Origin of the sequence: Streptomyces sp. NPDC048523, assembly GCF_043199815.1 — a bacterium.
Taxonomy (GTDB): Bacteria; Actinomycetota; Actinomycetes; order Streptomycetales; family Streptomycetaceae; genus Streptomyces.
The window spans coordinates 486316-506181 of record NZ_JBICWQ010000004.1 but is presented as its reverse complement, the minus strand read 5'-3'; the positions used below and the strand labels follow the sequence as shown (position 1 = coordinate 506181).

Annotated in this window: 19 protein-coding genes; 7 read left to right on the top strand and 12 right to left on the bottom strand. The window is 71.0% G+C overall.

The window, feature by feature from the left end:
• The 3 genes from ACGFWE_RS23085 to ACGFWE_RS23075 are packed head-to-tail and all read right to left on the bottom strand — an operon-like array spanning position 1 to position 2641.
• Positions 1 to 726, bottom strand: coding sequence for an NUDIX hydrolase (locus tag ACGFWE_RS23085; RefSeq protein ID WP_393601361.1), 726 nt, complete (start codon positions 724 to 726; stop codon positions 1 to 3).
• Positions 719 to 1963, bottom strand: a complete 1245-nt coding sequence (locus ACGFWE_RS23080) for an ROK family protein (RefSeq protein WP_393601359.1) — start codon at positions 1961 to 1963, stop codon at positions 719 to 721. The genes ACGFWE_RS23085 and ACGFWE_RS23080 overlap by 8 nt, the downstream gene beginning before the upstream one ends.
• A 36-nt stretch (positions 1964 to 1999) precedes the next feature.
• Entirely contained in the window at positions 2000 to 2641 is a 642-nt protein-coding gene (locus ACGFWE_RS23075; protein WP_393601357.1) for an alpha-ketoglutarate-dependent dioxygenase AlkB family protein, read from the bottom strand.
• A 67-nt stretch (positions 2642 to 2708) separates the two neighbouring features.
• Here ACGFWE_RS23075 and ACGFWE_RS23070 point away from each other — a divergent pair, with 67 nt between their 5' ends.
• Together ACGFWE_RS23070 and ACGFWE_RS23065 are read left to right on the top strand one after the other, a co-directional pair.
• Positions 2709 to 3851 carry a methyltransferase gene (locus tag ACGFWE_RS23070; protein WP_393601355.1) on the top strand — a complete coding sequence of 381 codons (1143 nt, stop codon included), beginning with the start codon at positions 2709 to 2711 and terminating at the stop codon, positions 3849 to 3851.
• Positions 3844 to 4608, top strand: a complete 765-nt coding sequence (locus ACGFWE_RS23065; RefSeq protein WP_393601353.1) for a class I SAM-dependent methyltransferase — start codon at positions 3844 to 3846, stop codon at positions 4606 to 4608. Before ACGFWE_RS23070 ends, ACGFWE_RS23065 begins: the two co-directional genes overlap by 8 nt.
• Here the strand turns inward: ACGFWE_RS23065 and ACGFWE_RS23060 are convergent.
• Both ACGFWE_RS23060 and ACGFWE_RS23055 read right to left on the bottom strand, forming a co-directional pair.
• Positions 4586 to 5437, bottom strand: coding sequence for a ketose-bisphosphate aldolase (locus ACGFWE_RS23060; protein WP_393601351.1), 852 nt, complete (start codon positions 5435 to 5437; stop codon positions 4586 to 4588). The genes ACGFWE_RS23065 and ACGFWE_RS23060 overlap by 23 nt on opposite strands.
• Before the next feature lie 99 nt (positions 5438 to 5536).
• Positions 5537 to 6424, bottom strand: a complete 888-nt coding sequence (locus ACGFWE_RS23055; protein ID WP_393601349.1) for an SIS domain-containing protein — start codon at positions 6422 to 6424, stop codon at positions 5537 to 5539.
• A gap of 159 nt (positions 6425 to 6583) precedes the next feature.
• Here ACGFWE_RS23055 and ACGFWE_RS23050 point away from each other — a divergent pair, with 159 nt between their 5' ends.
• Positions 6584 to 8404 (top strand): glycoside hydrolase family 15 protein, encoded by a 1821-nt coding sequence (locus ACGFWE_RS23050; RefSeq protein ID WP_352386353.1) that lies wholly within the window; start codon positions 6584 to 6586, stop codon positions 8402 to 8404.
• A gap of 48 nt (positions 8405 to 8452) precedes the next feature.
• Complete coding sequence (locus ACGFWE_RS23045) at positions 8453 to 9328, top strand: PhzF family phenazine biosynthesis isomerase (protein ID WP_393601347.1); 876 nt, start codon at positions 8453 to 8455, stop codon at positions 9326 to 9328.
• A gap of 183 nt (positions 9329 to 9511) precedes the next feature.
• Here ACGFWE_RS23045 and ACGFWE_RS23040 read toward each other — a convergent pair whose 3' ends face one another.
• The gene (locus tag ACGFWE_RS23040; RefSeq protein ID WP_352386357.1) at positions 9512 to 10258 is read right to left on the bottom strand and encodes a VWA domain-containing protein; all 747 of its coding nucleotides are present in this window, start codon (positions 10256 to 10258) and stop codon (positions 9512 to 9514) included.
• Between the two features lie 89 nt (positions 10259 to 10347).
• Here ACGFWE_RS23040 and ACGFWE_RS23035 point away from each other — a divergent pair, with 89 nt between their 5' ends.
• Positions 10348 to 10650 carry a hypothetical protein gene (locus ACGFWE_RS23035; RefSeq protein WP_393601345.1) on the top strand — a complete coding sequence of 101 codons (303 nt, stop codon included), beginning with the start codon at positions 10348 to 10350 and terminating at the stop codon, positions 10648 to 10650.
• Here ACGFWE_RS23035 and ACGFWE_RS23030 read toward each other — a convergent pair.
• Positions 10622 to 10990 carry a DUF4267 domain-containing protein gene (locus ACGFWE_RS23030; protein ID WP_393601343.1) on the bottom strand — a complete coding sequence of 123 codons (369 nt, stop codon included), beginning with the start codon at positions 10988 to 10990 and terminating at the stop codon, positions 10622 to 10624. The two genes, ACGFWE_RS23035 and ACGFWE_RS23030, sit on opposite strands and share 29 nt — an antisense overlap.
• A gap of 295 nt (positions 10991 to 11285) precedes the next feature.
• On the opposite strand from ACGFWE_RS23030, the gene ACGFWE_RS23025 reads away from it, so the two are divergent.
• Positions 11286 to 11828, top strand: a complete 543-nt coding sequence (locus tag ACGFWE_RS23025) for a hypothetical protein (RefSeq protein ID WP_393601341.1) — start codon at positions 11286 to 11288, stop codon at positions 11826 to 11828.
• A gap of 95 nt (positions 11829 to 11923) precedes the next feature.
• The gene (locus ACGFWE_RS23020) at positions 11924 to 14752 is read left to right on the top strand and encodes a M48 family metalloprotease (protein WP_393601339.1); all 2829 of its coding nucleotides are present in this window, start codon (positions 11924 to 11926) and stop codon (positions 14750 to 14752) included.
• Between the two features lie 333 nt (positions 14753 to 15085).
• On the opposite strand, the gene ACGFWE_RS23015 is transcribed toward ACGFWE_RS23020, so the two are convergent.
• The 5 genes from ACGFWE_RS23015 to ACGFWE_RS22995 form a co-directional block, all read right to left on the bottom strand.
• Complete coding sequence (locus tag ACGFWE_RS23015) at positions 15086 to 15955, bottom strand: AraC family transcriptional regulator (protein ID WP_352386361.1); 870 nt, start codon at positions 15953 to 15955, stop codon at positions 15086 to 15088.
• Between the two features lie 205 nt (positions 15956 to 16160).
• Positions 16161 to 16760 (bottom strand): hypothetical protein, encoded by a 600-nt coding sequence (locus ACGFWE_RS23010; protein WP_352386363.1) that lies wholly within the window; start codon positions 16758 to 16760, stop codon positions 16161 to 16163.
• Positions 16757 to 17623 carry a carbohydrate ABC transporter permease gene (locus tag ACGFWE_RS23005; protein ID WP_393601336.1) on the bottom strand — a complete coding sequence of 289 codons (867 nt, stop codon included), beginning with the start codon at positions 17621 to 17623 and terminating at the stop codon, positions 16757 to 16759. Before ACGFWE_RS23005 ends, ACGFWE_RS23010 begins: the two co-directional genes overlap by 4 nt.
• Positions 17620 to 18558, bottom strand: a complete 939-nt coding sequence (locus ACGFWE_RS23000; RefSeq protein ID WP_352386367.1) for a sugar ABC transporter permease — start codon at positions 18556 to 18558, stop codon at positions 17620 to 17622. The genes ACGFWE_RS23005 and ACGFWE_RS23000 overlap by 4 nt, the downstream gene beginning before the upstream one ends.
• Positions 18555 to 19838, bottom strand: a complete 1284-nt coding sequence (locus tag ACGFWE_RS22995) for an ABC transporter substrate-binding protein (protein WP_393601334.1) — start codon at positions 19836 to 19838, stop codon at positions 18555 to 18557. Before ACGFWE_RS22995 ends, ACGFWE_RS23000 begins: the two co-directional genes overlap by 4 nt.
• Positions 19839 to 19866: the final 28 nt, after the last annotated feature.

The window sequence follows — 19866 nt, the reverse complement described above, 5'->3', positions numbered from 1 at the left end:
TCACGAGCCTACTCGGCGGTTCGCCCAACGGACGACGGGTTCCAGGTAGGAGACGTGCGGGCCGGTGAGGTCCGGCAGGTCGGCGGGTGAGCCGACGAGGGCGATCCGGTCGAACTCCGGGGTGTGGCCTCGTGCCGTCTCTGCGGCCACGAGTGCCTCGAAACGCTCGTGGAGGCGGGGCGCGGACAGGGGCGGCGCCAGGTAGTGGACACCGACCTGTCCGTCCTCGCCGTGGGTGATCAGACAGCGGGTGAGGTCGGCGGCCGGGTGGTCGGTGCCCGTCTCCTCGGCGAGTTCCACGGCCGCGTGGCGGCGCAGTGCGTCCTCGTCGAGCGGCGCGTCGCCGGTGGGTGGTTCCACCGAGCCGCCGGGGAACTGCCAGCGGCCGGGCGTGGCGGTGGACGACGACATACGGCCCACCAGTACCCGTCCGTCCCGCGTCGGCTGCACCACGCTCACGAACAGGGACCGCAGGGCGGTGGCGCCCGGGACGCGGCGCAGGACGAAGTAGCGATAGGTGACGCGGGACCAGGAGACGAGCAGGGTGTCCGGGGCTTCCCGGGTCAGTCCCGCGCAGACCGCCACCGGACCGTCGAAGAGCGCCGGGTTGGCCAGGACCGCCCGGTCCCACTCGCGGTCCATGGCCGTCCGCGTCCCGGCCGGGACCACCGGGGGCGCCACCTCGACCAGACGCAGTCCCTGCGTCTCCAGCAGCAGCTCAGCCACGGGTCAGTGCCCGCAGCGGATCGTCCAGCACCGGCTGCCACGCCAACTCGGCCGCTCCGACAAGGCTGTTGTGGTCCAGGGTGCAGGCCAGGATGGGGACGCCGCCGCTCTGTCCCCACAGGCTGCGCTCGGCGACGACGGCCCGCAGGCGCTCGGGGTCGGCGTCCAGGAGGGTGCGGTGGAGGCCGCCGAGGATGATGCGGTCCGGGTTGAGGATGTTGACGAGTCCGGCGAGGCCCAGGCCCAGGCGGTCGATCAGCGACTCGGCCGCCGTGCGGACGGCGGGGTCGTCGTAGTGGTCGCGGACGAGGTCGTCGGCCTGCCGGAGCAGGGACTGTTCGGGGCCGGGGTCGAGTCCCGCCGCCGTGAGCAGGGCCAGCGGGTCGGCCTCGACGTCCAGGCAGCCGCGGCTGCCGCAGTAGCAGGGACGGCCCTCGGGGTTCACGGTGAGGTGGCCGACTTCCAGGGCCAGGCCCGAACTGCCCGTGTGCAGACGCCCGTCGAGCACCAGCGCCCCGCCCACACCGCGGTGTCCGGTCGCCACGCACAGCAGGTCCCGGGCGCCGCGGCCCGCGCCGTGCCGGTGCTCGGCGAGGGCGGCGAGGTTGACGTCGTTGGCCGCGAAGGCCGGTCCGGTGATGCCCGCGGCACGCACGCACTCGCCGAAGATGCGGCGGACGGGGGCGCCCGCGGGCCAGGCGAGGTGCAGGGGGTTGAGGGCGAGTCCCTCGGGTTCGGCGACCGCGGACGGCACGGCGAGTCCGGCGCCGACGCAGCGTCTGCCGGTCGTGCGCAGCAGGTCGGCGCCCGCCTCCACGACGGAGCCGAGGACCTTCGCGGGGTCGGCGTCGACGGTCTCGCAGCCGGGGGCGGTGGCGACGATACGGCCGCCCAGCCCGACCAGGGCGGCCCGGAAACCGTCGGCGTGCACCTGCGCGGCCAGCACGACAGGCCCCTCCTCGGCGACCGCGAGGCGGTGCGAGGGCCTGCCCTGGGAACCGGCGGCCGCGGTGGGCCGGGCGTCGACGCGGATCAGTCCGAGCGCCTCCAGTTCCGCGGCGACCGCGCCGGCCGTCGCCCGCGTCACCCCGAGCTCGGCGGTGAGCACGGCCCGGGTGGGGGCGCGCCCGGTGTGCACGAGCTCCAGCGCGGGCCCGAGCGCACCGCGCCCCCGGTCCAGCCGCGCCCTCGAGGTGGTCCCTTCCCCCGCCGGCCGGGGGTCCGCCTTGCCGCTCATGAGGGCGAGTCTCCCATGATCCCTTCGTCACTCCGGTCAGAGGCCGCTGACGCGCAGCGTGATGTTGAGCCGCCCGGTCAGCCCCAACTCGGGCGTGGCGGTGCCCGGATGCACGCGGGGCACCCCGTGGTACGCGAGTCTCGACGGGCCGCCGAAGACGAACAGGTCGCCGCTGCGCAGCTCGACGTCCGTGTACGGCTTGGTCCGGGTCTCGGTGTTGCCGAAGCGGAAGACACACGTGTCGCCGAGGCTCAGGGAGACCACGGGGGCGTCCGACTTCTCGTCGCTGTCGCGGTGCATGCCCATGCGGGCGTCGCCGTCGTAGAAGTTGATCAGTGCGATGTCGTAACCGGAGACGTCGGTGTCCAGGGCGGCCCGCACCGCGTCCCGGCCCAGGTCGCCCAGCCAGTCGGGGAAGGGCTTCACCGGTGCCCCATCGCCGTCGACGACCGTGGGGGCGTAGCCGTACGGGTACCAGTGCCGGCCCAGGCAGACCTGCCGGGCGGTCATCGTGCCGCCGCCGGGCGTGCGGACCGTGCGCAGTCCGGCGGGCGGGCGCGCCCACTCCCGGCAGGCCGCGAGCAGCGCGCGCTGCCGCTCCGCGTCCAGCCAGTGCGGCAGGTGCACCGCGCCCGGCGCGATCTGCGTGCGGGCTCTGGGGAACAGCTCGGCTTCCATGGTTCCATCCTGCCCGAGCGGGCCTGAGCTGCGGCTCGGCTAGCCTGGACGCACGATGGACGACCGAATGACGACGCCCTGGGGCGAGCTCGCCCTCACCCGCTTCCCCGAGGACCCCCGTGACCGGCTGCGCGCCTGGGACGCCTCCGACGCGTATCTGCTGAGGCATCTCGCGGACGAGGGGGTGCCGCTGTCCGGCACGGTCGTCGTGCTCGGCGACCGCTGGGGCGCCCTGGTGACCGCGCTGGCCGCGCACCGGCCGGTGCAGATCACCGACTCCTTCCTCAGCCAGGAGGCGACCCGCGCCAACCTCGAACGCGCAGGTGTCGAGCCCGGTACCGTCCAGCTGCTCACCACGCAGGACCCGCCGCCCGGCCGCGTCGACGTCCTGCTGGTGCGCGTTCCGAAGAGCCTGGCCCTGCTGGAGGACCAGTTGTCGCGACTGGCGCCCGCGGTGCACGAGGGCACCGTGGTCGTCGGCACCGGCATGGTGAAGGAGATCCACACCTCCACGCTCCAGCTGTTCGAGCGGATCCTCGGGCCGACCCGTACCTCGCTCGCCGAGCAGAAGGCCCGACTGATCTTCTGCACACCGGAGCCGTCGTTCGACCGGCCCGGCAACCCCTGGCCGTACGGCTACACCCTCCCTGACGGCATCGGTGCCGCCTCCGGGCGGACCGTCGTCAACCACGCGGGCGTCTTCTGCGCGGACCGGCTCGACATCGGCACCCGGTTCTTCCTCCAGCACCTGCCGGACAGCCGCGGCTCCCGGCGGATCGTGGACCTGGGCTGCGGCAACGGAATCGTCGGTACGGCCGTGGCCCTGGCCGACCCCGAGGCCGAGGTGCTGTTCGTCGACGAGTCCTTCCAGGCCGTGGCCTCGGCCGAGGGGACGTACAAGGCGAACGGGGTGCCGGGGCACGCGGAGTTCCGGGTCGGGGACGGCCTGACGGGCGTCCCGGCGGGCAGCGTCGACCTCGTGCTCACCAACCCGCCGTTCCACTCCCACCAGGCCACCACCGACACGACGGCCTGGCGGATGTTCACGGGAGCGCTCAGGGCGCTACGGCCCGGCGGCGAACTGTGGGTCGTCGGGAACCGGCACCTCGGGTACCACGTGAAGCTGCGGAAGCTGTTCGGCAACAGTCAACTGGTCGCCAGTGACCCCAAGTTCGTGGTCCTCAAGGCGGTAAATAGGTCGAGTGACTGATTCCTCGGCGCGGGACTTCTACGACTCGCTGGCTCCGGACTACCACCGGATCTTCGCGGACTGGGACACGAGCATGGCGCGGCAGGCGGCGGTACTGGGCGCCCTGCTGGGGCCGGGCCCGCACCGGGTGCTGGACTGCTCGTGCGGGATCGGGACCCAGGCGATCGGGCTGGCGCTGGCCGGGCACCGGGTCGTCGGCAGCGATCTCAGCCCCGTCGCCGCGGCCCGCGCCGGCGCGGAGGCGGCAGCGCGCGGGGCCCGACTGCCGACGGCGGCCGCGGACATGCGGCGACTGCCGTTCGTGCCGTCCGTCTTCGATGTGGTCGTCTGCGCCGACAACTCCCTGGCGCATCTTCTGACGGCCCCGGACGTGGAGGCCGCGCTCGCGGAGATGCGGCGGGTTCTGCGGGACGGGGGTCTGCTGCTGCTCACCCTCAGGGACTACGACAAGATCCGCCGGACCAGGCCCGGGGCCGCACCTCCGCAGGTCTCCGAGAGCCCCGACGGCCGGATGATCACCTTCCAGCTGTGGCACTGGCACGAGGACGGCGAGCACTACGACCAGGAGCACTTCCAGCTGCTGCCCGGCGACCGGGACGACTGGGCCGTCCGCGTCCGGCGTACGACCTCGTGGGCGCTGACCCGCGCGCAGCTGACGGAGTTCGTGACCGCGGCCGGGTTCGTCGACGTGCGCTGGCACGATCCGGCCGCCGGCGGGTTCTACCAGCCCGTCCTCACGGCCCGAGCAGCCGGATGATCCGCCGGGCCGCCTCGACCATGGCGTCCCGCCCCGCGCTCAGGTACTTCCGGGAGTCCACCACCTCGGGGTGAGCCGCCAGGAACTCCCGGATCGCGCCGGTCATCGCGAGGTTCAGCGCGGTGCCGACGTTGACCTTGGCGATGCCGCCCGCGACGGCCGCGGTGAGTTCCTCGTCGCGGACTCCGGAGGAGCCGTGCAGGACAAGGGGGACATCCAGGGTCGTGGAGAGACGTTCGAGGAGGTCGTGGTCGAGCGTGGCGGTGCGCTCGGTCATCGCGTGGGCGCTGCCGACGGCCACGGCGAGGGCGTCCACACCGGAGTCGGTGACGAAGGCGCGGGCCTCCGTGGGGTCGGTGCGGGCGCCGGGGGCGTGGGCGTCCAGCGGGGGCCGGCCCTGCTTGCCGCCCACCTCCCCCAACTCCGCCTCGATCCAGAGCCCTTGGGTATGCGCCCAGTCGGCCGCGGCTCGGGTCGCCGCGAGGTTCTCGGCGTAGGGCAGGTGGGCCGCGTCGTACATCACGGAACCGAAGCCGGCGTCGGCGGCCTGGTGGAGCAGGTCGTCGCTCTGGACGTGGTCGAGGTGCAACGCGACGGGTACGGCGGCGTGTTGGGCCGCGGTGACGGCGGCGCGGGCCAGCGGGAGGAGGCGGCCGTGACGGAACTTGACGGCGTTCTCGCTGACTTGGAGGACGACGGGCGCGTCCAGGGACTCGGCGGCGGCGATGACGGCCTCGACGTGCTCCAGGGTGATGACGTTGAAGGCGGCGACGGCGGAGCGGGTGGCGGCGGCGCGGCTGACGAGCTCGCCGGTGGTGACCAGGGGCACGAGTCTCCTAGGGCCTGTGGTGTGTAACAGGTCGACTGCGAGGGACGGGGAGCGGAGGAGGGAGTCGCCGCCGCGCTCACCCCGACAGGGCTTTCGGCCCTAGGGGCGGGCGAGGATCACCGAGCGGGTGAGGTGGCGGGGTCGGTCCGGGTCGAGGCCGCGGGCCGCGGCGACGGCGACCGCGAGGCGCTGCACGCGGACCAGTTCGGCGAGCGGGTCGAGGGCGCCCGGCACCCACAGTGCGCCGGTCTCCCGGACCTGTGCGGCCAGACCCTCGGGCGCCTCGCCGAGCATCCAGGTGGCGGTGCCGTGGGTGGTGATGCTGATGGGGCCGTGCCGGTACTCCATCGCCGGGTAGGCCTCGGTCCAGGCGAGGGAGGCCTCGCGCATCTTCAGCCCGGCCTCGTTGGCCAGCCCGACCGTCCAGCCCCGGCCGAGGAAGGTGAACTGCGTGCACCCGACGAGGCCTTCGGGCAGGGGCGTCGAGAGCGCGGTGCGGGCGTCGGTGACGACGGCGTCGGTGTGCAGGCCCAGGTGGGCGCGGAGCAGGGTGAGGGCGGTGGTCGCGAACCTCGTCTGGACGACGGAGCGTTCGTCGGCGAAGTCGAGGACGACGACCTCGTCGGCAGCGGTCATGACCGGGGTGGCGGGGTCGGCGGTGAGGGCGGTGGTGCGGGTCCCTCCTCCCTTCAAGTGCCCCAGCAGGTCGAGGACTTCGGTCGTCGTGCCGGAGCGGGTGAGGGCGACGACACGGTCGTACGAGCGGCCGCGCGGGAACTCCGACGCGGCGAAGGCGTCCGTCTCGCCCTGGCCGGCGCCCTCGCGCAGCGCCGCAACCGCCTGCGCCATGAAGTACGAGGTGCCGCACCCGACGATCGCGACCCGCTCACCGGCCGCCGGAAGCGCGCGGGCGTGATCCGCGGCCTCCGCCGCCGCCCGGGTCCAGCACTCGGGCTGGCTGGTCAGCTCGTCCTCGACATGAGTCATGCCGTACCTCTCTGTCACCGTGATTACTCTTGCAAGATATAGCCATCTTTCGAGCACAAGCAAGCATTCACGCGCAGACGCTGCGCACCCCGTAGTGCTCGGGCCGTTTCCGTGACACCCACGGCCGATCCTGCATAGGCTGATCCGCAGGAGGCTGCGATGAGCGGATCACCTGGGGATCACACGGGCTACCTGCCGATCGCCGAGCACGGTCTGATCGGCGATCTGCGCAGTGTGGCGCTGGTCGGGACCGACGGCACGATCGACTGGTACTGCTGCCCGTCCTTCGACGCGCCGAGCGTCTTCGCGTCGATCCTGGACGCGGAGCGCGGGGGCGCCTTCGAGCTGGCGGCGGCCGTGCCCGCGCGGACCAAGCAGTTCTACTTCCCCGACACCAACGTCCTGATCACCCGGTTCTACACCGAGGACGGGGTGGGCGAGGTCCAGGACTTCATGCCGGTCGACGGCGACATGGTGGAGACCGACCGGCACCGGCTGATCCGGCGGGTGGTGTGCGTCCGTGGCTCGATCCCGTTCCGCACCCGCGTGGCACCGCGCTTCGACTACGGCACCCAGCCGCACACCCTCCGCATGGTCGGGGACGTCGCGGTCTTCGAGTCCCCCAAGCTGTCGTTGGGCCTGACCGCGACCGTGCCGCTGGAGACCGAAGGGCCGGACGCACGCGCCGACTTCAAGCTCTCCGAGGGCGAGTCGGCCGTGTTCGCACTGGACCAGGTCGGCGGTGAGGTGACCCCGCGCCGGTGCGCGCGCACCGAGGCCGAGGAGCAGTTCAACAGCACGGTCGCCTACTGGCGGCACTGGCTGTCCGCCTCCAAGTACCGGGGCCGCTGGCGGGAGATGGTGCACCGCTCCGCCCTCACCCTCAAACTGCTCACCTACGCGCCCACCGGCGCCATCGTGGCCGCGCCGACCACGAGCCTGCCCGAACAGCTCGGCGGGGAGCGCAACTGGGACTACCGGTACGTGTGGGTGCGCGACGCCGCCTTCTGCGTGTACGCGCTGCTGCGGCTCGGCTTCACCAGCGAGGCCGAGGCGTTCATGGACTTCCTGATCCGGCACGTCAGCCCGTCCGCTGACGGCCACGCCGGGCCGTTGCAGATCATGTACGGCATCGACGGCCGCACCGATCTGACGGAGCGTGAACTCGGCCATCTGGAAGGACATCGGGGATCCGCGCCGGTCCGGGTCGGCAACGCGGCCGCCGACCAGCTCCAACTCGACATCTACGGCGCCCTGATCGACTCGATCTACCTCTACGACAAATGGGCCAAGCCGATCTCCAGCGGCCAGTGGGACGACGTGTGCACGCTGGTGGAGTGGGTGTGCGAGCACTGGGACCAGCCCGACGAGGGAATCTGGGAGACCCGCGGCGGCCGCAAGAACTTCCTGTACTCGCGGCTGATGTGCTGGGTGGCGATCGAGCGGGCGATCCGCATGGCGAACCGGCGCGGGCTGCCCGCCGACCTGAACCGCTGGCGGGAGTGCCGCGACACGATCTACCGGCGGATCATGGACCGGGGCTGGTCGGAGACCCGGCAGGCGTTCGTCCAGCACGAGGACGGTGACGTGCTCGACGCGGCCGTCCTGATGATGCCGCTGACCAAGTTCATCGCGCCGACCGACCCCAAGTGGCTGTCCACGCTCGACGCGCTGACCGAGGAGCTGGTGTCGGACTCCCTCGTCTACCGCTACGACCCGACGGCGAGCCCCGACGGACTGCGCGGCGACGAGGGCACCTTCTCGATCTGCTCGTTCTGGTACGTCGAGGCGATGGTGCACGCCGGGCGGATCGACGAGGCGCGCCTGGCCTTCGAGAAGATGCTCACCTACGCCAACCATCTGGGCCTGTACGCCGAGGAGATCAGCAACACCGGCGAGCAGCAGGGCAACTTCCCGCAGGCGTTCACGCACCTCGCCCTGATCAGCGCGGCCTTCAACCTGGACCGGGCCCTGGGCTGAGGACCTGGTCGGGGAATAGCTGTCGGCCCGCCTCTCGTTTCTTTCGGCATGACGACGAACGCGCCGCGCACCGAGGTCCTGCGGTACACCGCCTTCTCCAGCAGCCCCGAGGGCGGAAACCCCGCCGGAGTTGTACTCGACGCCTCCGCCCTGGACGACGGCGAGATGCTGGCCGTCGCCGCCGAGCTCGGATACTCCGAGTCCGCGTTCCTCACCGCGCCCCCGGAGGGGCTGGCCGGGCCGGAGGGGCGAGTGTTCACCATCCGTTACTTCAGTCCCAAGGCCGAGGTGCCGTTCTGCGGGCACGCCACCGTCGCGACCGCTCTCGCGCTGGCGGAGCGGATCGGACCCGGAGAGTTGGTGTTCGCGACGCGCGCCGGGACCGTACCGGTGGCGGTGACCGAGGAGGGCGGGACGGCCGTGGCCACGCTCACCAGTGTCGAGCCGCACGTCGAGGCGGTCTCCCAGGCCGACCTCACCGAGGCGCTCGCCGCGCTCGACTGGCCGGCGGCCGATCTCGACCCGGCGTTCCCGCCCGGGATCGCCTTCGCCGGCGCCCGCCACCTGGTCCTGGCGGCTGCGACCCGGGCCCGCCTCGCGGACCTGGCGTACGACTTCGCCCGCCTTGAAGCCCTGATGCACCGACTGGACCTGACCACTGTCCAGCTGGTGTGGCGGGAGTCGGACACCGTCTTCCACGTGCGTGACCCGTTCCCCGTCGGCGGCGTCGTCGAGGACCCGGCCACGGGAGCCGCGGCCGCCGCGTTCGGTGCGTACGTCCGCGAGTTCGGCCTGGTCCCCGAGGACGCCGTCCTCACCCTGCACCAGGGTGAGGACCTGGGCCGCCCCGGCGAGCTCACGGTGACCCTGCGCACGGGCGACCCCAGGATCCGGGTGAGCGGCGCGGGGACGCGCATCGGCTGAGGGCCGGGGACCGTGCTCGCCGGGGGACTCGTGGGGAGCCCCAGGCCCTCACCCTGACGCAGAGAGGACCTCGGCCGCAGCGCCAGCTCCCGGCTGATGCCAATGGACGCGGCGTGGGAGAGGCCGACGGCTATCTGGAAGACGATGTGGACGAGCTGGTTGACGGCGGTGTGCGCGGCCGTTTCACGGCAGGATGCCTGCGGTGCGGGCGGCGGCCAGCCAGTCCGGGAATTCTTGCAGTAGCTGGTCGAAGAGTTCGTGGTCTGGGATGGCTTGCGGGGTGCGGCCGGCGTGGAAGTAACCTGCATTGTCGACGATGCGGCGGGCCGGGACGGCGAGAGTGTCCATCTTGCGCAGGAAGGCGAACTCGTTGTCGTCGGGGTCGCCGAAGCCGATGAACTGCCAGAACAAGGGAAGGCGAGCGGCCTTGCACAGGTAGCGTTCGGCAGCGAACTTGCTGGTAGGGCCGCCGTCGGTTTGGAAAATGACCAGGGCGGGGCAATGGCTGCCGGATTCCATGTAGTGGTCGATGACCTCGTCCATGGCCCAGTGATAGTTGGTGCGTCCCATGTGACCGAGGTTTTCGTGCAGCTTGTTGATTCGCCCGCGGTATCCGCTGAGCGTCAGGTCCGTGGATCCGTCGACGTCGGTGGAGAAGAACACCACGGGAACGGTGCCGTCGTCATCGAGGTGAGCCGACAGCGACAGAACCTGCTCAGCCAGGTGCTGCATGGTGCCGTTTCGGTAGTAGGGCCGCATCGACCCGGAGCGGTCCAGCACGAGATATACCGCCGCCTGCACGTCCTGCAGCCCATGCGTGCGCACGCTGGTACCCGCCGCCTTGTACAGACTGACCAGATCAGGTGCCCTCTCCTGCACCTTGGTCAGACTGATGGCCGTGGCGCGCTCAATGCTGTTCGTCGGGATCACTCCTCCATGGTGGTGCCCTGAGCTTCCGAGCAGGTGATCAGTGCAGCTTGCCTCAGATCGGCCCAACCTTCAGTGAGACAGGTCAGTTGATGGAGCAGAGCCGGGCCGCTGAACGGGAGGCGCGGCGGCCGGTCTGCCAGGAGTGCGGGGAGAAGTTCACCGACCAGCGCTGGAAGACCGACTACCTCGCAGGCAGGAAAGCTGCCGCCGAAGCCGCCCGCGTCCAGGCCGCCGCACCTGCCCTCGCGGCGATGGGAGCGCGCCCGACCACCTCGGCCTCGGCATCGCGGACGATCACGGTCTGGTCGAACTTCGGTATGAACAGCGACATTCCTGGACCCCCTGACATCGGCACGGACCTGCTCAGACGAGGAAGAGCAGCACGGCACTGATCAGTACAACGACCGCCGTGGCGAAGTGGATCCCGAACGCCACGGCCTTGGTGCCGCCGTGCCGCAGCACTATCAGGGTGTCGCCGAGCGGGGTCAGCGCCACGACGAGCATGTACCAGGCCTCGGCCCGGGCGCCCACGAAGAGCAGGAGGGCCAGGCCCAGGACGCCGTAGGTGGCGTCCCGCAACCCCTTGATCGCGAGGTAGGCGGCGTCGCCGTCCGGCTTGGCCGGCACGCCGTAGCCGGCGGCGGCAAGGCGGGGCTGGAGCAGGAAGCGGGCCCCGATGAACAGGATGAACAGGTTGAGCAGAACGGCGACGGTGTACGCGGTGGCAGTCATGCCGAGCTCCGTTTTTCTAGCAGCGCTAGGGGCAGGATCGACGCTAGCAGGGCATCGACATATTTTCTAGCATTGCTAGCATCTCTGTACGTCGATCCAGACGCGCCGGGAGCGCGAACGAGCAAGGACGTCAGATCGGACACCGCCCGCGAGGGCCGGTGTCCGCGTAACTCGGGCCGCTGGCAGGCGAGCTGCACACCGTACGACCTGGGGAACCTGCTGCGACGGGGTGGCGACCGGCGGTGTCCTGTGCTGCGATGGACCTCAACGGGTGTTCGGCGTACGGGAGTTCGCGGTGACCGACGGGGTCGGAACGACGAAGGTACGGGACGTGGTGCGTGCGGTGGTGACCGAGCGCGCGCCGAACGAGCTGCCCCTCGTCGAGGGGCTGTTTCGGTTCGACGACCAGGAGGCCGTGCGCGTCCTCGCCGGGCGGGGACCACGCAGGGAACCGCTCGGATTCGGTCTGGCCGAGGCCACGGCCCTGGTCACCACCGTGGTGTGGCTGACCCTCGACCAGGTGGCCCGGCGCGCCCTCGACGCCGCCGCCGACGGTCTGCTCGCACGGTGCCGCTCCGGTCTGCGCCGGGTCCTGCGCCGGGGCGCCGCCGCTCCTCCGTGCACGCTGCCCGAGCTGGACCGTGCCCAACTCACCCTCGTACGCGCACAGATCCTGCGGCTCGCGACCGAGCGCGGTATCGACACGGACGAGGCGGCCTCGCTGGCGGACGCGGTGGTGGTCCACCTGGCGACGGCGGATCCGGGGGCGGACGGGGCTTCCGGCAGCGCTGACACGGGCGGCGAGGTCGACCGGTCGGTCGCCGGCACCGATTCGTGAACGCGGTGAACACGCCCGTCGGCGGGGCGGCCTTAGGACCGCACAGACCCCGGCGGCGCGGCCTCGCCGACACTGGGCCCCGTTTCGCGCTGCTGATGACCGTCGTGACAGCGTCCAGCGTGAGCATGCTGGACACCGTCCTGACGCCGAAGCCCAACGACACTCCGGGCGACCCGCTGGGCTGTCTGCTCGCGGCCGGAATGGACCCCGACGGCCGCAACCTGGACAACGTGCTGATCACCATGCGCAGCTCCGAGGCGCTGTCGAAGTGCATGTCCGGGGTACCGACGTTCGAGTACTGGAAGGGCATGGCCGCGACGCTGCTGCTGTTGGCGGTTGCGGCGGCGGTGTACTGGTGGACACCACGGCTGCGTGAGCTCAGGCAGCGCACGGTCCCGGTCGGGGACGTGGACACCGACGGTACGCTGGCCGCCGAACTCGCCGAGCTGCGCGCCCGCGCCGGCATCACCTACGGCCTGGCGTTCCGGGTGGAACCGGCCCGGACCACCGCCGGTGCCGTCGTGTACGGACGGTTCGGCAACTACACGGTGTGCCTGCACGCCGGCCTGCTGGTGCGGCGCGGTACGGACCCGGAGGGCTTCCGCGCGGTCGTCCTGCACGAGCTCGCCCATATCCGTAACCGCGACGTGGACTTCGCCTCCGCCAGTACGGCCCTGTGGCGGGTGTTCGTGGTGCTCGCGCTGCTGCCCTACCTGTACCACGAGGGCCGCCTGCTGTTGAGGGGCCTGTTCGGCACGGCCGATTCACCGTTCTGGCCCGGGACCGCGTCAATGCTGGCGTACTCCCTGCTGGCCGGTCTCGTCCTGGTGGGCCTGGTGCACCTGGCCCGCGCCGACCTGCTGCGCCGCCGCGAACTGCACGCCGACGCCGGGGCCGTCGACTGCGGCGCGTCGCCCGCCGCATGGCAGCACCGGGACCCGCCCGGCACGGTGGCGGCCTCGGTGCGCCGTGTCACCGCGCTGCTGCGGACGCACCCGACATGGGCCGAGCGGCGCCGCGCGCTCGCCGACCACACCCGGCTGTCGGGGGTGGGCGCACTGTCCATGTTCCTTGTCGGAGTGAGCGCCACGCTGCTGGTCAACGCGCTGCAGGTGGTGCCGGGGCTGTCTGCGGACAGCGGCGCCGCATGGTGCACGGCTGCTTTCATGGCGCCGATGCTCTGGTTCCCGTTGGCGCGTTCGGTGGCCGCGTCCCCGGGGCCGGGGCAGGGCGAGTCCGGCGTGCGGTCGGGGATGTGGCTCGGCTGCGGCCTGGTCCTGGGCGAATTCGCGCGCGGCAGGCACGGCAACGAGTGGCTCGCCCCCGAGCCCTGGTTCCTGCTCGGCCTGCTGCTCGCCGCGACGGTCGCCGCGGTGTGGTCGGCACAGTGCACATGGCTGGCGCTCGCCCTGCCGCGCAGATGGGCGCGGCGGGCGGCGGGCCTGCTGAACCTGCTGGTCGTCGCGGCGGTGCTGGGGGCCGGGTTGCGCTGGTGGTACTGGGCGGGCCAGTACCTCGCGGTCGGCGTGTACAACCGGACCGACCTGTTGCGCCACCGGGTGACGTCGATGTACCCGGGCACGTGGCGGGCCTACTCCCGGGAACTGTCTGCCTACGTCACGCTGCAACCCAACCTCGTGGCCTTCACGAAGAGCATCCCGGCCGAGGCCGCTGCCCTCGCTCTGTGGCTTCTCCCGCTCGTGGTCTGGGCGTACACCGGCACCCCGGGACTGCGGGTTTGCCGGACACTCCTGGCCGGCCTGGCGGGTGGTGCGCTGTGCTGGGCGGGGCTGCTCGCGGTCGGCTACGTCCAGCACGGCCGCCGCCCCGGCTCCTGGGCGGAACGCACCGGTGCGTACAGCTTCTTCCACACCTGGCTGGTGATGTGGGCCATCGTCGCCTCAAGCCTGCTCACGGCCGCCGCCGTGGCGGCCGTCTCCCGACACTTCTGGCTCCCCCGCGCCCTGCTGGCGGCCGCGGTGGCCGAATTCCTCGGCGTAGCCGGGTGGTTCGTCCTCTTCTCGGCCGACGGCTGCCTCGGCCGGTACAGCGTCCTGACCGACCGTTGCCGGTGGGTGCCGGCCCTCGGTCTGAACCATCTCGACCTGATCACCCAGGCCATCCTGGCCCCGACGATCCTCCTCGCGGGGTGCGCGGGGCTGGTCGGTGCCGGGGTGGGGTGGGGCGTACGACGGTTGCGGCGCGGGTGGCACGTACGGCCGGCCCTGGCCGATCACCCGGACGAGACACCGGGCCGGGCGCAGACACCGCCCCCGCCTCCTGCCGTCCCCGCGCCGCGACGGCCAAGGCTGCTCTCCTCGGGCGTGGTCCTCGTGCTGGCCGTCTCCGCGTCACTGCTCACAGTGGCGGCGCACAAGTCCTCGTCCGGTGCGAAGCCGGCCAGTGCATCGGTGCCGGTCGACACCGCGGGTGACAGGGTCGACGATCTGGTCGACTCACCACCGACGGCGAGGACGGCGAAGATCCGTGAGTGGCAGGCGCTGGCCTGGCTCCAGCACGGCGGCTTGACGCACTCCAAGCGGATCGTCGACGCCGCACAAGACATCAGCCACGCATATACCGCCGCCGTGCAGAAGCCGCGCGACAACGGAAGGATCATGCTGGAGACCAAGAAGTTCGGCCGACTCTGCGGGGCCCTGGCGACACGAGCCGACGACGCCCTGGCCTACTTCCCCGTGCCGGACAAGAAGCTGCAGAAGACCTGGCCCGTGACGTTGAAGGGGATCGCCCGGCAGGGCCGGATCTGCCAGGACGCGATGACCCCCGGCGACGACGACCCGTACACGACGGAAGCGGACCGGGCGCGGGCCTTCGACCAGGCCCTCGACGAGATATTCGACGCCTTGGACTCCCTCGGCTCCATGATGGAAGAGATCACGAAGGTGGCGACGAGCTCGACCTGACGACCGCATACGCTCAGGCCGGACACGTGCTCCGACTGAGGGGCCTTTCACCATGCGCGCCTGGCTGACAAACAGGCGAGGCCCATAGCCGCCCGCCGTCCGGCCCTCCCGCCGCCGGTCATCGTAGAGCTGCTCACGGACACCGACTGGCAGGTGGTGGAAGCGGCGGCCGCCAACCCGTCGCTGCCGCTCGCCGTGATGTCGGATCTGGTGCCCCAGCTGTAATTGCAGCGCTAGCCCGCCAACCGAAGCGGTCAGTCACAACCGAGTGTGACCAGTGCTTGAGTTGGCGGATTCCGTCAACTCAAGCACTCAACCGCGTTCGATGGTGCGTCACGCCGGTTCGACGGGAAGCCATAGCTCGCAGGTCGCGGAGCTGAAATCGTCCGCGCGCTCGAGGACCGCGACGACCGAGGGCCCCGGCCGCAGCCGCCACGGGTTGGAGGGGAACCACTCGGTCGCGGTCGCCGCCCAGGTCGTCTGCAGGGCCTGCGGATGCGGCCCGCTGGTAAGGAAGACTGCCCACTTTCCAGGTGGTACCTCGATGGCGTCGAGCCCGTCCGGGACCGGCGTGTCCCGGCTGAGGGCGACTCCGTGCAGGTAGGTCAGTTCACTGCCCTCTCGGCCGTCGGGATCGAGGTCGTCGGTGACCTGCAGCAGGCCCTTGGGTTCGGTGTCGCTGAGGGCCTTCAGCCGCAGATGCTCCTGCGGCGGTAGCGCAGTGATGTGCTCCTGGATGTGCGGGTTGACGCCCTGGTGAATAAGCGGAACCCGGGTTGCGTGCCCGGCCAGCCGGAATGCAGGGCGGTCGACGAGGCGGGTGTCCATGGGGATACTCCCTTCAACAGTCAGGCGGAACCTGAGCTTCGGTTGTGTGCGCAAGGGGCCTCCATTACGGCGCACGTCACTGGGGCCGGCACCGTGGACTGCCCGGAACGCGCGTCCGAACGCCTCGCTCGAGCCGTATCCGTGCCGGACGGCGATGCCCAGCAGATCCCCCTTGCCCTGCACGATGTCGGCGGCGGCAACTGTCATGCGGCGCCGCCGCACGTACTCCGACAGCGGCATACCGGCCAACGACGAGAACATCCGACGCAGGTGGTACTCGGTGGTGCCGAGCGCCCCGGCCAACTTGTCGACGTCGAGCTCCTCGGCGAGGTACTCCTCGACGAGATCGACAAGTTGGTTGAGTGCCGAGATCATTAGGAAGCCTCCGTTTCGACTCCCACCCTGGCAGCAGACACCCCGGCAATACCCGACCGCTGCGATCCGATCTGGTCAGGCGCCTGGACCGAGACCGCGTTTGAGATCTGCTCTGTCTCGTGGACGAAGTGCCGCCGGAATGCCGCACCCTCGGCACGATCCGGTCCCGCCTCTTCCGGGCCTTCGCCCACAACGTCGCCGCCCATCAGCTCCGGGACATGACCGGCAGCCGGACCTGGACCGCGGTCAGCGCCAACGCCAGCGGGCCGGGTGCCAGGAGGGCCAGCGGTACCAGCATCCAGGCGCACAGGGCCGCCGTGGCCACCGCGAGCAGCACCAGGGCGCTCCCGCCGACATCCCGTACGGCGTCCCCGGCTGCCTGGCGCACGGCGCTCCGCCAGTCGGTGAGCGACTCGGGGCGGGCGCAGGCCCGCAGGCCGACGACGAGGGCGCCCGCGCCGATCGCCGCGGCCACCACCGCGAACAGCGGTGCCCCCGGCAGCCCGGCCCCGGCCAGCGCGAGGTCCGCCAGGAGCAGCAGCGCACCGGCGAGGGCGACGGCTCCCGCCGCCAGGTCGCCGGCCCGCAGCCGTCGCCGCAGGACCGCGAAGTACCGTCCGGCGGTGGCGGGTTGCCCCTCCCCCGCGCCCCGCAGCACCGCGCACGCCGTCGACAGCGCGGCCGGGGCCGTCACCACCGGCAGGGACACCACCGTGGTTGCCAGGCCGACGCTCAGCATGTCGGCGAACAGGGTCATCCTGGGCCCGAAGACCTCGCCCGGTTCACGGGTACGCATCCCGCTCATCCCTTGAGTCCCGAACTCGCCATGCCCTCCACCAGGAACCGCTGGAAGGCGAGGAAGAACAGCACGATCGGCAGCAGCGCGATCACCGACATCGCGAACATCGGGCCGAACGCCGACTGGCTGGAGGCGTCCACGAACGACCTGAGGGCGAGCGTGAGGGTGAACTTGTCCGGGTCGAAGAGGTAGATGAGCTGGGTGAAGAAGTCGTTCCAGGTCCAGATGAAGGTGAAGATCGCCGTGGTGATCAGCGCGGGCCTGGTCAGCGGCAGCACGATGAGGAAGAAGCTGCGGAAGGGCCCGCAGCCGTCGATTCGGGCGGCTTCCTCCAGCTCACGCGGCAGACCCCGCATGAACTGCACGATGAGGAACACGAAGAACGCCTCCGTGGCCAGGAATTTGGGCAGGATCAGCGGCCAGTAGGTGTTCACCAGGCCGAGCTTGTTGAAGATGATGTACTGCGGGATCAGGATCGCGTGGTGCGGCAGCATGATCGTGGCGATCATGAACGCGAACATCGGCCCGCGGAAGCGGAACCGCAGCCGGGCGAAGGCGTAGGCGGCGAGCGAGCAGCTGATGACGTTGCCGAGGACCGCGCCGCCCGCGATCAGCAGGGAGTTGGACAGCAGCCGCCAGACGGAGACGTCGTTGACGCCCTCGAAGGCGGTCTCGTAGTTGGACCACTCAAGGTGGCTGGGCAGCAGGTCGAGGCTCGCGATGACCTCGTCCGCGGGTTTGAGCGAGGTGGCCAGCAGCCAGGCCAGCGGGTAGAGCATGACGAGCAGGGCGGCCAGACACCCCAGGTGCAGGGCGACCCGGCTCCAGCGAACGGGTTTGCGTGCGGCGGCAGGTGACATGGATGTCATCGGTCCCCCTCGGACGCGTAGAAGACCCAGGAACGCGAGGTGCGGAACAGCACCGCCGTGACGACACCGATGACCAGCAGCAGCACCCAGGCCATGGCGGAGGCGTAACCCATGTGGGAGGCGACGAAGCCCCGGTCGTAGAGGTACATCGTGTAGACGAGCGTGGAGTCGGCGGGGCCGCCCTTGCCCGCGCTCACCGCGAAGGCGGGCGTGAAGACCTGGAAGGCCTGGATGGTCTGCAGCACCAGGTTGAAGAAGAGCACCGGGGACAGCATGGGCACGGTGACCGACAGGAACTGCCGCCACCGGCCGGCCCCGTCGACCGCCGCCGCCTCGTACAGCTCTGCGGGGATCTGTTGCAGGCCTGCCAGGAAGATGACCATCGGTGCGCCGAACTGCCAGACCGTCAGCAGGGCCACGGCCAGCAGCGACCAGCCGGGCTTGTTGACCCAGCCGCCGGTGCCGAACAGGTTGTCCACGGTGCCGCCGTCGTTGAAGACGGCCCGCCAGACGAGCGCGATCGACATGGACGCGCCGAGCAGTGAGGGGGCGTAGAACGCGGACCGGTAGAAGGCCTTGCCGTGCTTCATGGACTTCAGGGCGAGCGCGACGACCAGCGCCAGTGCCAGCTGCAGGGGCACTGCTATGACGACGTACGTCACCGTCGTGAGGACCGAGCGCCAGTACCGCGGGTCCTCGGCGAACATCTGCGTGTAGTTGCGCAGGCCGACCCAGTGGGGCGGGTCGAAGAGGTTGTAGTCGGTGAAGGACAGATACAGCGAGACGGCCATGGGCAGCAGGGTGAGGACGCTCGCGCCGAGGACCCATGGGGAGAGGAACACCCAGGCGGCGCCCTCCCGTTCGCGCTTGGGGCGGCGCTTCGACGTGGTGGCGGTGGCGCGCTTGTTCGCCGTCGGGATCGCGGTGGTGGTCATGACCTCAGCTCCGCCTTCGCCTCGGTGACATAGTTCTCGGCGGCCTCGCGGGGTGACATGCGCTCGTAGGACACCTGGTCGTAGTCCCGCTGGAAGGTGCTCTGCAGGGCGTTGTCACCGGAGGGCGGGGCCTGCGGCGGATCCTTCAACTTCCCTTCCAGGGACGCCTGGTAGTCGGCCACCGTCTTGTCGAAGTCCTTGAGCAGTGGTGCTGTCTCCTTGCGGATGGTCTCGTTGACGGGGATGCCCCGGGTGGCGCCGAGGATCTTCGCCGCGCCCTTGTCGTTGAGGAGGAAGTCGACGAGCTGGGCTGCCTCCTCGGCGTGGCCGGTGTGGGCGGAGACGCCGAGGAACATCGACGGCTTGAAGTACTGGCCGGGCGTGCCGTCGCGGCCGGACGGCATCGGCGCGAGGGCGATGCCCGTGGGGACCAGCGCGAGGTAACCGCTCGACGGGGCGTCCCAGTTGGTGTCGGAGACGGCCTTGCCGCGGCCCAGCGGGGTGTTCTCCACGGATCCGTCGAGCTGGGTGGTCTGCTCGGCCGGGGAGACGGCCCCGTCGCGCCTCAACTCGTCCGTGAAGGTCCACCACTTGGTGAGGTCGTCCGCGGTGAAACCCAGTCCGCCCTCCTTGGTGTAGAGGGCCTTGTCCTGCCCGCGCAGCCAGACCTCGAAGGCGTCCTCGCTCTGACCGGGGTCGGTGGCGCCGGCTTCACCAGTCCTGTTCTTGAGCGCGCGCACGGCTCCGGCCCAGTCGTCCCAGGTCCAGCCCGCGCGCGGGAGCGGTACTCCGGAGCCCTTCCACGCCTTGACGTCGTAGACGACGGTCTCGGTGCCCCGGCCCTGCGGGATCGCGTACTGGATGTCGTCCACGCGGCCGGTGGCGAGCAGCCCCGGGTCGATCTCGGAGGTGCGCAGGACGGCCTTCTGCTTCGCGAGGTCGAGGAGGACCCCGCCGGAGGCGTACTGGTCGATCTGGCGGTAGTCGAGCTGCATCACGTCGGGTGCGTCGCCGCCCGTGGCCTGGACGGCGAGCTTCTGCTTGTAGGCGTCGTAACCCGAGAACGACGTCTGTATGGATATGTTCGGGTGCTGCTTCTCGAACAGGGCGACGGCCTGTTCGGTGCGCTCCGCGCGGTCGGGGTTGCCCCACCACGTGTAGCGGAGCACGACCTTGCCGCCGCCGACCGATTCCCCGGATCCCCCGCAACCGGCCGCCAGCGCGCAGAGCGCCAGTGCGACGGCCGAAGCGCAGAACCCCTTTGTCCTGTGTCCGGGCATGCCGAGGTCACCTCATCCCTTCCTCGGA